Origin of the sequence: Demequina sp. (assembly GCF_016278765.1) — a bacterium.
Lineage (GTDB): Bacteria > Actinomycetota > Actinomycetes > Actinomycetales > Demequinaceae > Demequina.
On record NZ_JADQBE010000040.1, the window covers coordinates 76,776 to 90,633 of the forward strand.

Here is a 13,858-nt window from a genome sequence, read left to right on the forward strand (position 1 = left end):
TCTGCGTGCCCGGACCGCGCACGGTGTGCGGTAGAGGTGCGCACACGAGAAAGGGCCCCGGCTCGCAAGCCAGGGCCCTTTCTCGGGACTGTTTACGCGCCCAGCGTGCCCAGGTACAGTTCGATGACCTTGGGGTCCTTCAGCAGCTCCTGGCCGGTCGCGGTGTACGCGGACGTGCCCTGGTCCATGACGTAGCCGCGGTCGCAGATCTGCAGGCAACGGCGGGCGTTCTGTTCCACCATGATGACCGTGACACCGGTCCGGTTGATCTCGCGTGTGCGCACAAAGGTCTCGTCCTGGAGGACGGGGGACAGGCCGGCGGAAGGCTCGTCGAGAAGCAGCACCTGCGGGTCCATCATGAGCGCACGTGCCATGGCCACCATCTGCCGCTCACCGCCCGAGAGCGATCCGGCACGCTGGCTACGACGATCCCCCAGGGTGGGGAAGAGCTCGACCACTCGATCGAATTGCTGGGGGAACTTCTTGTGGGCCTGGTAGGCCCCCATCTCGAGGTTCTCCTTGATAGTGAGCGAGGGGAACACGTTGTCGTTCTGTGGAACGAAGCCCACGCCCAGGTGAACGAGCTCGTCTGCCCGTTTGCCGGTGATGACCTGACCTTCGAGTGTCACCGTGCCCTCGCGGATCGGCACCAGACCGAACAGTGCCTTGAGGAAGGTGGACTTTCCGGCGCCGTTGGGGCCGATGACTCCGATCAACTCGCCTTGCTTCACCGTCATTGAACAGCCGTTGAGGATGTCCACGCCGGGAAGATACCCGGCAATGATCTCGTCGGCCTGGAGAATGGTGGGCGCATCGGTCATGAGCTGGACTCCTCGGACAGGTCGGTGTCGTGGTGGACACCCAGGTAGGCCTCCTGCACTTCTGGGTTGAGCATCACGGTGTCGGGCGGACCTTCGGCGATGATCCGGCCCTCCGCCATGACCACCACCCAGTCGGAGATCCGCCTGACCATGTGCATGTCGTGTTCGACGAACAACACGGAGACGCCCTCGTTCTTCAACTTCACGATGTGATCGAGCAGTGACTCCGTCAGAGCGGGGTTTACGCCCGCCATCGGCTCGTCGAGCATGACCATCTCAGGTTCGGACATGAGAGCGCGAGCCATCTCGAGCAACTTGCGCTGGCCGCCTGACAGCGAACCCGCGAAGTCGTCCTTCTTCTCGTACAACTTGAAGCGGTGGAGGAGGTCGTGTGCTCGTTCGGTGATGTCGGCCTCCCGCTGACGCCACAGCGACGGTACAAACGCGGCGAAGATGTTCTCGCCGCGCTGATCGGCCGCACCCAGCCGCATGTTCTCGATGACGGTCATGCGGTTGAGCGCCTTTGTCAATTGAAAGGTCCTCACCTTGCCGGCCCTGGCAACCTTGGCGGGCGAGACGCCCTTCATGGACTTGCCGTTGAAGAGCCACTCACCCTTTTGGGGCTTGTCAAAGCCGGTCAGGAGGTTGAAGAAGGTGGACTTTCCGGCGCCGTTGGGACCGATGAGGGCCGTGATGGCGTGACGCTGGACCTCGAAGTGGTCCACATCGACCGCCGTCAGCCCGCCGAAGCGACGTTGGACGTGATCCGCAATGATGATCGGATCTTCTTTGTGCGCTCCGGGTTCCGAAGGGACGTGAGCGAACGGGTTCTTGTCAGTCATTGAAGGCCAACTCCCTCTTGTCGCCGAGCACTCCTTGTGGTCTGAAGATCACCAGGAGCATGAGCGTGACTCCCACCAGCAGGAGTGAGAAGGGTTGGAGCTGTTCCTGCGACAGCACAGTGTCGGGAATCCACATGGCCGCCAGGCCCTTGATCAGGACGAGCGCGCACCAGAACAGGATGGAACCGAGCACGGGCCCGAAGATCGTGGCTGCGCCTCCAAGGAGCAATAACGTCCATATCCAGAAGGTAGTGGGGCGTCCCATCGAATCTGGTTGCACCGACGCTCCTAGGGACCAGATCACGCCGGCAATGGCTCCCACCGCGCCACCAATGACCAGCGCCTGCATCTTGTACGAGTAGACGTCCTTCCCGAGCGATCGCACGGCGTCTTCGTCCTCCCGGATTCCCTTGAGGACGCGCCCCCATGGCGACCGGGACAGCCGCGCGAAGATGAGGATGAAGATGGCGACAATCACCCAGGCAACGAGGATGAGCCACCAACTTGTGGACCGGGTGCCGTGGAAGGCGAATGGCCCCACGTCCACCATGCGGTCGGGGAACGGCGAAAGATCCTCGAAGGGGCCCTTAAACTCATTGCCGCGAATACCGGTAGATGCGCCGGTGAGACTATTGAAGTTCTGCGAACGCCCCAGGTATCGCACCATTTCGGCGGCCGCAATGGTGACGATCGCGAGGTAGTCGCCGCGCAGCTTCAGGGTTGGCCAGCCAAGAATCAGGCCGAAGACCATGGACACGGCGAGGGCCACGATGACCGCAAGCCAGATGGGTCCGCCTTCGCGGACGGTGATCGCGAATCCGTACATGCCCAGCAGCATGAAGCCCGCTTGACCCATGTTCAGCAGGCCGGTAAGTCCAAAGTGAAAATTGAGGCCGACGGCCGCGAGGGCGAATGCCGCGGTGGTGGGGGTGAATGCCTCACGCACCACGTCAACGAGAAGGTCTCCCATGGTCTAGCCCACCCTTTCCGCTCGCCCAAGAATTCCTTGTGGTCTCACAAGGAGCACGATGATGAGGATTCCGAGCGCTGTGGCGTACTTGAGGTCTGGACCGAGCCACAGCGTGGAGGTCTCCACGACGACTCCGATCACGAGTGATCCCGCGAGGGCGCCATAAGGCTGGCCGAGTCCGCCAAGTGTCACCGCCGCGAACATCAGCAGCAACAGTTTGGCGCCCACGTCGAACTTGGTGCCGCTGTCGTACAGGGCCATCAGGATGCCGCCGAGAGCGGCCAGGCTGACCGCCATGATCCACACCAGCCGAATGATCGAATCGACCTTGATGCCGGACGCGGCCGCGAGTGACGGGTTGTCTGATACCGCTCGAGTCGCTCGGCCGAGCCGAGTGCGCTGCAGGAAGAGGGCGACGCTAATGAGGACCACGGTAGCGATTGCGATGGACATCAACGTGATGTTGCCGATCTGAATGGGCCCTACTTGGTGGCGCACCTCGATGGCCTTACTCAGGCGGAGCCGGTCGGGGCCGATCCACCACTGGAGGAAGTTCAGCAGCGCGAGCGAGAGGCCGATCGACACGATCATCTGCTGAACGACGCCGACGCCGCGCTTGCGGAGTTTGCCCCACAGGAACTTGTCCTGGATCCAGCCGGTACCGCCTGCGATCACGATCGCCGCGATGGCGGCCCACCACAGCGGCCATCCAATGACGAACTCCCAGGGGGTCAAGGGGATGCTCACGGGTTGATCCGTTGCGAAGAAGTACGCCACCATGGCGCCGAGCGAGACCTGCTCTCCGTGCGCGAAGTTGCTGAGGCCCGTAGTTCCGTAGATGAGCGACAGGCCGACAGACGCGAGCGCCAGCAACAAGCCAAACACGACGCCGTTGAACACGTTTTGGAGGACTCGGGATTGGGCGTCCGATTCCGCGGTCTGCTCTGGGGTGGCCACTTCGGTCACGGCGATTGAGTCCGCGATGGCGGCGGAGCCCAACGCGGGGGCGTGGTTGGCGGTGTCGGTGGTGACGATGCTGGTCAAGCTTGCGGACTGCGATGTCGCAGCCGTGGATTGGGCCGATAACAGCCACGTCACCGCGGCCGCTGCAACAAGGAACACGACGAGTGCGCGCACCATTGCGCGGGTGCCAAGTGATCTCTTCACTGGTGTCCTCCCCAGGTGGTTGCGCAACAATGTACACACGTCATGTTTCGGCTATGTAGCCAAGCCTTCGCGAAGGAAGCACGTGAGGCGAGCAGTTGCGACACGCTCTCGGCGTTCGTCGAGAATGGCGATCTCGTAGCTCGCGACGCTTCTTCCCAGGCGCAGTGCGGTGGCTTCTGCACGAACGAAACCGCTGCTAACCGCCCGGTGATGGGTGATGCTGAGGTCCACTCCGACGGCTATCCGCCCGGGGCCAGCGTGGACGGCCGCTGCAAGCGATGCGATCGTCTCGGCCAAAGCTGCCGACGCGCCGCCGTGCAACAATCCGTACGGTTGCGTGTTGCCCTCGACCGGCATCGTCGCCGCCCCGCCTTCCGCAGACACCTGGATGATGGTCATGTGGAGGCGGTCGATGAGCCCGCCGAGGTCGGCATAGCCTGCCGCTGCGCTGTCGGTCATAGGGGATAGGTTGGCACCTGTGAGCGATTCAGCCAAGGACAGACTTCTGCTCGTCGACGGACTGTCGATGGCTTTCCGCGCTTTCTTCGCACTGCCCGTCGAGAATTTTGCGACGTCGACGGGCACGCCCACCAACGCGGTCTATGGATTCACCGCGATGCTCGCAACCCTGCTCAGCGACCGCAAGCCGACGCACGCGGCGGTGGCGTTTGACCTGCCTGGTGGGACGTTTCGCACGCGCCGCCTGCCGTCGTACAAGGGCACCCGGGACGAGACGCCCCCGGACCTGGAGCCGCAGGTTCCCCTGATGCGTGAGGTGCTTGATGCGCTCGGGGTGGTTGCCCTCGACAAGCCGGACTACGAGGCCGATGACCTGCTCGCGACCTACGCCCGCATGGGGCGTGAGGCTGGCATGGAGGTGCTCGTGGTGTCCGGAGACCGCGACACAATTCAACTGGTCACCGACGACGTCACGCTGTTGTACCCCCGGAAGGGCGTGAGCGACCTTGTCGAGTTCACCCCCGCCTCCGTCGAAGCGAAGTACGCCGTGCCACCGCACCGCTACCCGGAGCTGGCGGCGCTCGTCGGCGAGACGTCGGACAACCTTCCGGGCGTGCCCGGCGTCGGCCCCAAAACTGCCGCGAAGTGGATTACCGCGTATGGCGGTCTGGACGGGATTCTCGCGTCGGCGGACGATGTGCCGGGCAAGGCGGGGGAGAGCCTGCGCGCCAACGTCGAACGGGTGAAACTGAACCGCGAACTCAACCACTTGCTCACTGATCTCGACGTCGATCGGACTCTTGAGGACCTCCGACTGAAGGGCGCCGACGCCGCAGCGGTGCATCGGGTGTGCGACACCCTGCAGTTCCGTGGCTTGCGGTCACGATTGCTGGCCTTCGCGTCCGCCGACGCCGCGGAAGGGGATGCTGCACAGGAGACGCAGGCAGAGGTTCGTGTGCACGCTCCCGCGCACGTGCGAGACGTCGTCGCCCTCACCGGAGAGGTGGCACTGCACCTGTGGGGAGCGACCGACGACGCCTGGGCGCTGGGTGTCGCGACAGCGTCGGACGCGTGGGGACTGGACCTTGGCTCTCTGGGAGAGTCCGATGACGCGGCGCTGGCGAACTGGTTGGTGGATTCTTCGGTGCCGAAGGTCTTCCACGGCGCCAAGACGGCCCTGCACGCCCTCGCGGCACGTGGATTCACGGTCAAGGGTCTGCGCGACGACACGCAACTGGCCGCGTATCTGGCCAACCCCGCGCAGGGCCGCCTTGAGTTGGCGGACGTCGCGGAACGGTTCCTGGGGGTGCGCCCGGAGGGGGCGGCCTCGGGGCAGTTGGACCTCGGACTGGGTTCATCCGAGGTCGAGGAGGCCGCCAGGCAGGCGTTCCTGGTGGCGCGGTTGGCGCCCGTGCTGCGCGACGACATTGCACAGCGCAACATGATGGACCTCTATCGCGACATGGAGGTGCCGCTGGTCGAGGCGCTGTGGCGCATGGAGTCCGCTGGGGTCGCCGTTGACGCCCGCCACCTTGAGGAGTTGTCCGCCGCCGCAATGAAGCGTGCCGCGGCCGCAGCGGACCTTGCCTACGCGGCGATCGGCACGCAGGTGAATCTCGGCTCGCCCAAGCAACTGCAAGAGGTGTTGTTCGATCAGCTCGGCATGCCCAAGACCAAGAAGATCAAGACGGGCTACACCACGGACGCGGCATCCCTAGCCGACCTCTACGAGAAGCACCCGCACCCGTTCCTGGAGGCGTTGCTCGCGCATCGCGACGCCACCAAGCTGGCGCAAATCATCCAAACCTTGCGCGAATCGGTGCGCGCGGACGGTCGCATCCACACGACGTTCTCCCAGACCGTGGCCTCCACGGGGAGGCTGTCTTCTCGCGATCCCAACCTGCAGAACATTCCCATCCGCACTGACGAGGGACACCGCATTCGCGAGGCGTTCGTCGTGGGCGAGGGATACGAGACGCTCGTCACCGCCGACTACAGCCAGATCGAGATGCGGATCATGGCGCACCTCAGCGGCGACCAGGCGTTGATCGACGCCTTCAAGGCGGGAGAGGATCTGCACCGCTTTGTGGGCTCGCGGGTCTTTGGGGTTCCGCCCGAGGGCGTCACGCCCGAGATGAGATCCCAGATTAAGGCAATGTCGTACGGGCTCGCCTATGGCCTGTCATCGTTTGGCCTCGCGCGGCAACTCGGACTCGCGGTGGGCGAGGCGCAGGCCCTCATGGACGACTACTTCGCACGGTTCGGCGCGGTGCGGTCGTATCTCACGGGCGTCGTCAAGCAGGCGACGGCAGACGGCTACACCGAAACGATTTTTGGGCGGCGTCGTTACTTGCCGGATCTGTCCTCGACCAACCGGCAGCGCCGCGACATCGCCGAACGGATGGCACTCAACGCGCCCATCCAGGGCAGCGCCGCGGATCTCATCAAGCGGGCCATGCTCGCGGTCGACGCCCGGCTTGCAGCCGAGGGCCTGTCGTCTCGGCAGATCCTGCAGGTGCATGACGAACTGGTGGTCGAGGCCGCGCCCGGTGAGGCGGACGCCGTCGAGGCAATTCTTCGGGAGGAAATGGCGGGCGCCGGGGCCCTGTCACTGCCATTGGACGTCAACGTGGGACGTGGGACCAATTGGCGGGTCGCTGGCCACTGACACCCGTTAGTGTGGCTCTATGCGCATCGGAATTCTTACCGGCGGCGGCGACTGTCCCGGCCTCAACGCAGCGATTCGCGCTGTCGTGAAGCGGGGCACGTCTGAGCACGGGTGCTCCATTGTGGGCTTCCGCAATGGCTGGAGAGGCGTGATTGACGGCGACGCCCACCCCCTCACGCGGGACGACGTCTCCGGGATTCTTGTGGTTGGCGGCACCATGCTCGGCACCGCCCGCTGTCACCCGCACAAGGTGGACGGCGGTATGGACGCCGTGCGCGAGACCGTCGCCAACGAGAAGCTTGACGGACTGATCTGCATCGGCGGCGACGGCACCCTCAAGGCCGCTGGCGAGGTGGTTCGGGCCACGGGTATTCCCGTGATCGGCATCCCCAAGACGATCGACAACGACGTCGTGGGCACCGATACGTCGATCGGTTTCGACACCGCCGTGACTGTCGCGACCGAAGCGATAGACCGGTTGCACTCCACAGCCGAGTCACACAACCGCGTGATGGTGGTCGAACTGATGGGACGACACTCCGGTTGGATTGCCGTGACCGCAGGCATGGCCGGAGGCGCGGACATCATTCTCGCGCCCGAAGAGCCGTTCGACATTGAGAGCATCGCCAAGCGGATTCGCCACCGTCACCGCTACAAGAACTTCTCCATTGTCGCCGTCGCCGAAGGCGCCGTCCCGGCCGAAGGCACGCACTGGAACGGCAGCGCCACGATCGACGAAAGTGGCAATCCGATCGCGGGTTCCGTCGGCCACGAGGTCACCAAGGCCATTGAGGAACTCACGGGTTTCCCGACGCGGCTCACCGTCCTGGGCTACACGCAGCGGGGCGGCATTCCCACGGCGGCGGACCGGCTGCTCGGCACCAGGTTCGGCATCGCGGCCATCGACGCCATCGTCGCGGGAGAGTCGGGCAAGTTCACGGCGCTGCAGGGCGAGCACATCGTGCTCGAAGACTTCAGCACGATGATGGGCAAGACCAAGTGGGTTCCCAAGGAGTTGCTTGAGGCCGCCCGCGGGCTGTAGCGAACAGCTGAGGATCGTTGCCGAATCGTGTCCCGGTAGCAGGCATGCTCGTTTGTGCGGGTGATGGCCTGGAGGTAGTCTTTGGGGTGGCCGTGTGCGCCCTGCGTTCTGGCCTGCCCATCTATCAATGATTCACAGACCTCCGGAGTCACTCCCTCTATGTCCGTATCCACCCCCGAGACCACCCAGATCGCCGTCAATGACATCGGCTCGAGCGAAGACTTCCTCGCCGCTGTAGACGCGACTATCAAGAACTTCGACGACGGCGACCTGGTTCAAGGCGTCATCGTCAAGGTCGACCGTGACGAGGTCCTCCTCGACATCGGCTACAAGACCGAAGGCGTGATTCCCGCCCGCGAACTTTCCATCCGTCATGATGCCGATCCTGACGAGGTCGTTAACGTCGGTGACACCGTCGAGGCCCTTGTTCTCACCAAGGAGGACAAGGAAGGCCGCCTCATCCTTTCGAAGAAGCGCGCCCAGTATGAGCGGGCGTGGGGCTCGATCGAGAAGATCAAGGAAGACGACGGAGTCGTCACCGGTTCGGTCATCGAGGTCGTCAAGGGTGGTCTCATCGTAGACATCGGCCTGCGGGGCTTCCTGCCCGCATCGCTCGTGGAGATGCGCCGTGTGCGTGACCTCGGCCCGTACATCGGGCAGCAGATCGAGGCCAAGATCATTGAGCTCGACAAGAACCGCAACAACGTGGTGCTGTCGCGTCGCGCCTTCCTGGAGCAGACCCAGTCCGAGGTGCGGTCGTCGTTCCTCACGGCACTCGCCTCCGGCCAGGTCCGCAAGGGCGTCGTCTCGTCGATCGTCAACTTCGGTGCCTTCGTGGACCTCGGCGGCGTCGACGGCCTCGTGCACGTCTCGGAACTGTCGTGGAAGCACATCGACCACCCGAACGAGGTAGTGTCGGTGGGTCAGGAAGTCGAGGTCGAGGTTCTCGACATCGACATGGACCGCGAGCGCGTCTCGCTGTCGCTCAAGGCGACGCAGGAGGACCCGTGGGCCGTGTACGCACGTACCCACGCGATCGGCCAGATCGTTCCCGGCAAGGTCACCAAGCTTGTTCCGTTCGGCGCTTTTGTGCGGGTCTATGACGGCATCGAGGGCCTCGTGCACATCTCGGAATTGGCCGTGCGCCACGTCGAGCTTCCCGAGCAGGTCGTTCAGGCCGACGAAGAGGTGTTCGTCAAAATCATTGACATCGACCTCGAGCGTCGCCGCATCTCGCTGTCCATCAAGCAGGCCAATGAGGGTGTCGACCCTGCGGGCGAGGACTTCGACCCCGCCTTGTATGGCATGACCGCCGAGTATGACGAGGCTGGCAACTACAAGTATCCGGAGGGCTTCGACGCCGAGACGCAGGAATGGCAAGAAGGCTTTGACACTCAGCGTGAAGCGTGGGAGGCCGAGTACGCCAAGGCGCACGAGCGCTGGGAGGCTCACAAGGCATTCGTGGCCAAGCACGACGCTCAGGCCGCGGAGGCCGAGGTTGCCGAGCCCGTTGCTCCCCGCAAGCGTGGCCGTGGCGATGAGAGCGGCGGAGCAACGTCGTACTCCTCGCAGGAGGAGGAGCCCTCGGACGCCGGCACGCTGGCTTCCGACGAGCGCCTCGCCGCGCTGCGCGAGAAGTTGACGGGCAACTAGACACCGTCGTGCGATCGAAGGGCCCCGACCACACGGTCGGGGCCCTTCGTCCTGAGGGAACCATTGCTGTGGCGCCTTGCGTGCGGCGATGTTCCGTGACAGCCTTTGCGGGTGCTGCGCATCGGGTTGACGGGCGGAATCGGCGCCGGTAAATCCACGGCGGCCGCGCGATTTGGCGAACTCGGGGCCCGGGTCATCGATCACGACATCCTGGCGCGGCGCGTCGTGGAGCCCGGCTCCGCGGCCCTCGCGGACATCGTCGGTGAATTCGGGGATCGGGTGGTGAAAGGCGGTCTCCTCGACAGGGCGTCACTGGCCGCCATCGTGTTTGCCGATGACCATGCGCGCGTCCGACTCGAAGAGATCATCCACCCCTACGTGCGCGCCGCCGCGAGCGCAGCGGACCGACAGGCACGCGGCGAGGGCGTGGGCGTGGTGGTTCACGACATTCCGCTACTCGTCGAGACGGGCCAGGGAGGCGATTTCGACCTCGTGGTGTGCGTGACGGCTCCGCTGAGCACCCGTATCGCCCGGCTTCAACAGGCGCGCGGGCTCACCCGCGAGCAGGCGATGGGCCGCGCTCTGGCACAGGCTTCTGATGAGGAGCGCGCGGCCGTGTGCGACGTAGAACTCGACGGTTCGGGGACGGTCGAGCAGGTGCGCGCGCAAGTGGACCAGTTCTGGTCCACCCATCTGCCCTGACCGAATCGCGTGTCTGATCCCGGCGTTACCGTTGAGCCATGACCTCCGACTTGCGCCGCGCCGAAAACCCCTTCGAGGTCATTTCGGAGTACAAGCCGTCCGGCGACCAGCCCGCGGCAATCGAGGAGCTTGCGCGGCGGATTCAAGCTGGTGAGCCGGACGTGGTGCTCCTTGGCGCCACCGGCACCGGAAAGTCGGCGACCACCGCATGGCTGATCGAGCGACTCCAACGACCCACCCTGGTGATGGCTCACAACAAGACGCTCGCGGCTCAGCTGGCGAATGAGTTCCGGGATCTCATGCCGAAGAACGCGGTCGAGTACTTCGTCAGTTACTACGACTACTACCAGCCCGAGGCGTACGTGCCGCAGACGGACACCTTCATCGAGAAGGACTCCTCCATCAACGAGGAGGTGGAGCGTTTACGATACTCCGCGACCAATTCTCTGTTGACCCGCCGCGATGTGGTGGTGGTGTCCTCGGTGTCGTGCATCTACGGCCTCGGCACTCCCGAGGAGTACATCCAGGGGATGGTCAGCCTGCACGTGGGCGACGTGGTGCCACGCGACGCACTGCTGCGGGAGTTTGTGCAGATGCAGTATGCGCGCAACGACTTGGCCTTCACCCGCGGGACGTTCCGCGTGCGTGGCGACACCGTTGAGATCATTCCGGTCTACGAGGAGCTTGCGATTCGCATCGAGATGTTTGGCGACGAGGTGGAGGCGCTGTACACCCTGCATCCCCTCACCGGCCAGGTGGTCGCGCGTCGCGAACAGGTGCACATCTTCCCCGCATCGCACTACGTGGCGAGCGAGCAGCGCATGAACAGGGCCATCTCGACGATCGAACAGGAACTGGGGGAGCGGCTCGAGGAGTTGGAACGTCAGAACAAACTGCTCGAGGCCCAGCGACTCAAGATGCGCACCACCTTCGACCTCGAGATGATGCGGTCCGTCGGCACGTGCAGCGGTATCGAGAACTATTCGAGACACATCGAGCAACGCGAGCCGGGAACGCCGCCGCACACACTGCTTGACTACTTCCCCGACGACTTCCTGCTGGTGATCGACGAGAGCCACGTGACGGTGTCCCAAATCGGCGCGATGTACTCGGGCGATTCGTCGCGGAAACGCGTTCTCGTCGATCACGGCTTCCGCTTGCCCTCAGCGCTGGACAACCGCCCGTTGCGCTGGGATGAATTCCAGGAGCGCATCGGACAAACGGTGTACCTGTCTGCCACTCCAGGCAAGTACGAGCTGGGCAGGGCCGACGGCGTGGTCGAGCAGATCATTCGACCGACCGGGCTGGTAGACCCCGAGATTGTGGTCAAGCCCACGGACGGCCAGATCGACGACCTCTTGCACGAGATCCGCCTCCGGGTCGAGAAGGACGAGCGGGTGCTCGTGACTACCTTGACTAAGAAGATGGCCGAAGACCTCACGGAGTACATCTCTGAACGGGATGTGCGGGTCGAGTACCTTCACTCGGACGTGGACACCCTCAAGCGTGTGGAACTGCTGCGAGACCTTCGGATGGGTCGGTTCGACGTCCTCGTGGGTATCAACCTGTTGCGCGAGGGTCTTGACCTTCCCGAGGTGTCGCTCGTGAGCATCCTTGACGCGGACAAGGAGGGCTTTCTCAGGTCGGGAACGTCACTCATTCAGACGATTGGGCGTGCCGCTCGCAACGTCTCCGGCCAGGTTCACATGTATGCCGACACGGTGACCGACTCCATGGCTGCCGCGATTGATGAGACCAACAGGCGTCGCGAGAAGCAGGTGGCCTACAACAAGGAACGCGGAGTCGATCCGGAGCCGCTGCGCAAGAAGATCAGCGACATCACCGAGATGTTGGCGCGCGAGGAGGCCGACACCGTCGCCACGCTGCGGGAGGTGGACAAGGGCGTCAAGGGTGCCGCCGCATCGGCCGCCGCCAAGAGCGCCGGGCGACCCGCGCAGGACCTTGCGCGTTTGGTCGAGGAGCTGTCCGCGCAGATGAGGGGGGCCGCCGCGGAGCTGCACTTTGAACTGGCGGCGCGTTTGCGCGATGAGATCGCGGAACTCAAGAAGGAATTGCGCCAGATGATTCAAGCCGGCTAGGGGTCGGTCCCTAGGATGTCGAGGTGACCTCAGCTACCGTATGGGTTCTCACGCTCGTCGGCGTGGGCGCCGTGATCGTCTTCGATCTTGCAGTGGTGGTGCGAAGGCCGCACGAGCCTGCGTTCAGTGAATCCGTGCGGTGGACCCTGTTCTACATCGCCTCCGCGGTGGTCTTCGGGTTCTCGATGCTGTGGTGGCGAACGCCAGGGCAGGATGGCGCCAGCGAGTTCTTTGCCGGCTACCTCACCGAATGGTCCCTGTCGGTCGACAACCTCTTTGTCTTCCTGGTGATCCTTGGCCGATTCGCCGTCCCAGCCCTGTACCGGCAGCGGGTTCTGTTGTTCGGCGTGGTCTTGGCCCTCGTGCTCAGGGGACTCTTCATTGCGGCGGGCGGCGCCGCGCTGGCCGCGTTCTCGTGGGTGTTCTACCTCTTTGGCGCTTTCCTGCTCTGGACGGCCTTCTCGGTGGCGCGTGAGGGTGGCCCCGACGAGGGCGAGGTGGAATACCACGAGAACAGGCTGATGCGCGGCCTGAGGCGATTCACTCACGAGACGGACGGCTACCGGGGTGGGGCGGTGGTGGTGCGCGAAGGCGGCCGCAGAATGGTCACGCCGTTGCTGCTCGTCATGATCGCGATCGGCTCCACCGATGTTCTCTTCGCCCTCGATTCGATCCCGGCAATCTTTGGCCTGACTCAGGATCCCTACCTCGTCTTCACGGCCAATGCCTTCGCGCTGATGGGCCTGCGCCAGCTGTTCTTCGTGGTGCAGGGGCTACTGAAACGCCTCAAGTACCTGTCCTACGGTCTGTCCGTGGTGCTTGCCTTCATTGCCGTCAAACTTGTCCTTGAAGCGCTCCACACGAACTCTCTGCCGTTCATCAACGGGGGCGAGAACATTGAATGGGCTCCCCAGGTGCCCACGTGGATGTCGCTCGCCGTGATCGTGATGGCCATTGGAGGGGCGGCGCTGGTGAGCGTGGCGGCGACGCGGGGCAGCGGCGCCCCAGCGGATGTTTCGGAGCGAGGGAACTAGGACAAGGGCGGCGCGGGTGCCGTGTCGTGCCACAGTGGCCCCAAGTGACCGTCCCATGGTCGAATGCTGATGTCCGCAACGGCACCGACGATGATGTAGGGATCCTCCGCTAGGAGGTCCTCCACGTGCTGCTTGGTAGGCGCGGAAGCGATGAGCAGAGACCCCGGTTCGGCTTGGTCATCGAACCTGCCGTAGGCGATCATCGCTCCTGCGTCGGCCAGGCCGGCGAGATACCACTGATGCTCATCCAGGAGGCTGGCACGCAACGCTTCCCGGGTGTCATACGTGTAATGGATGATCCACAAAGACATGAGACCATTCTGGGCGGTTGGAACAGGAGCTCGCTCATGACTGTTGTCCCAGGTTGGAGCGACACGGCAATTCGAACACGTGTTCGACGG

The 13,858-nt window shown here is 64.1% G+C and carries 12 protein-coding genes; 6 read left to right on the forward strand and 6 right to left on the reverse strand.

The window, feature by feature from the left end:
• Positions 1–92: 92 nt before the first annotated feature.
• The 5 genes from QZZ29_RS07730 to QZZ29_RS07750 are packed head-to-tail and all read right to left on the reverse strand — an operon-like array spanning position 93 to position 4,259.
• On the reverse strand, positions 93–821 hold the full coding sequence (locus QZZ29_RS07730; protein ID WP_291382411.1) for an ABC transporter ATP-binding protein: 729 nt from the start codon (positions 819–821) through the stop codon (positions 93–95).
• The gene (locus QZZ29_RS07735) at positions 818–1,663 is read right to left on the reverse strand and encodes an ABC transporter ATP-binding protein (protein ID WP_291382412.1); all 846 of its coding nucleotides are present in this window, start codon (positions 1,661–1,663) and stop codon (positions 818–820) included. Before QZZ29_RS07735 ends, QZZ29_RS07730 begins: the two co-directional genes overlap by 4 nt.
• Entirely contained in the window at positions 1,656–2,633 is a 978-nt protein-coding gene (locus tag QZZ29_RS07740; RefSeq protein ID WP_291382413.1) for a branched-chain amino acid ABC transporter permease, read from the reverse strand. The genes QZZ29_RS07735 and QZZ29_RS07740 overlap by 8 nt, the downstream gene beginning before the upstream one ends.
• 3 nt (positions 2,634–2,636) lie before the next feature.
• Complete coding sequence (locus QZZ29_RS07745; RefSeq protein ID WP_291382414.1) at positions 2,637–3,800, reverse strand: branched-chain amino acid ABC transporter permease; 1,164 nt, start codon at positions 3,798–3,800, stop codon at positions 2,637–2,639.
• A 51-nt stretch (positions 3,801–3,851) separates the two neighbouring features.
• The gene (locus QZZ29_RS07750; protein ID WP_291382415.1) at positions 3,852–4,259 is read right to left on the reverse strand and encodes a hotdog fold thioesterase; all 408 of its coding nucleotides are present in this window, start codon (positions 4,257–4,259) and stop codon (positions 3,852–3,854) included.
• 19 nt (positions 4,260–4,278) lie between these two features.
• Here QZZ29_RS07750 and polA point away from each other — a divergent pair, with 19 nt between their 5' ends.
• The 6 genes from polA to QZZ29_RS07780 all read left to right on the forward strand — a co-directional run bounded on the left by polA (position 4,279) and on the right by QZZ29_RS07780 (position 13,457).
• A complete protein-coding gene (polA, locus tag QZZ29_RS07755; protein WP_366479258.1) occupies positions 4,279–6,927 on the forward strand; it encodes a DNA polymerase I in 2,649 nt (882 codons plus the stop codon).
• Positions 6,928–6,946: 19 nt separating this feature from the next.
• Complete coding sequence (locus QZZ29_RS07760) at positions 6,947–7,969, forward strand: ATP-dependent 6-phosphofructokinase (RefSeq protein ID WP_291382416.1); 1,023 nt, start codon at positions 6,947–6,949, stop codon at positions 7,967–7,969.
• A gap of 159 nt (positions 7,970–8,128) precedes the next feature.
• Positions 8,129–9,622 carry a 30S ribosomal protein S1 gene (rpsA, locus tag QZZ29_RS07765; RefSeq protein WP_291382417.1) on the forward strand — a complete coding sequence of 498 codons (1,494 nt, stop codon included), beginning with the start codon at positions 8,129–8,131 and terminating at the stop codon, positions 9,620–9,622.
• A gap of 111 nt (positions 9,623–9,733) precedes the next feature.
• Entirely contained in the window at positions 9,734–10,324 is a 591-nt protein-coding gene (coaE, locus tag QZZ29_RS07770) for a dephospho-CoA kinase (protein WP_291382418.1), read from the forward strand.
• Positions 10,325–10,362: 38 nt separating this feature from the next.
• Entirely contained in the window at positions 10,363–12,423 is a 2,061-nt protein-coding gene (gene uvrB / locus QZZ29_RS07775) for an excinuclease ABC subunit UvrB (RefSeq protein ID WP_291382419.1), read from the forward strand.
• A 23-nt stretch (positions 12,424–12,446) separates the two neighbouring features.
• Complete coding sequence (locus QZZ29_RS07780) at positions 12,447–13,457, forward strand: TerC/Alx family metal homeostasis membrane protein (RefSeq protein ID WP_291382420.1); 1,011 nt, start codon at positions 12,447–12,449, stop codon at positions 13,455–13,457.
• On the opposite strand, the gene QZZ29_RS07785 is transcribed toward QZZ29_RS07780, so the two are convergent.
• Positions 13,454–13,768, reverse strand: coding sequence for a YciI family protein (locus QZZ29_RS07785; protein ID WP_291382421.1), 315 nt, complete (start codon positions 13,766–13,768; stop codon positions 13,454–13,456). The genes QZZ29_RS07780 and QZZ29_RS07785 overlap by 4 nt on opposite strands.
• Positions 13,769–13,858 lie beyond the last annotated feature (90 nt).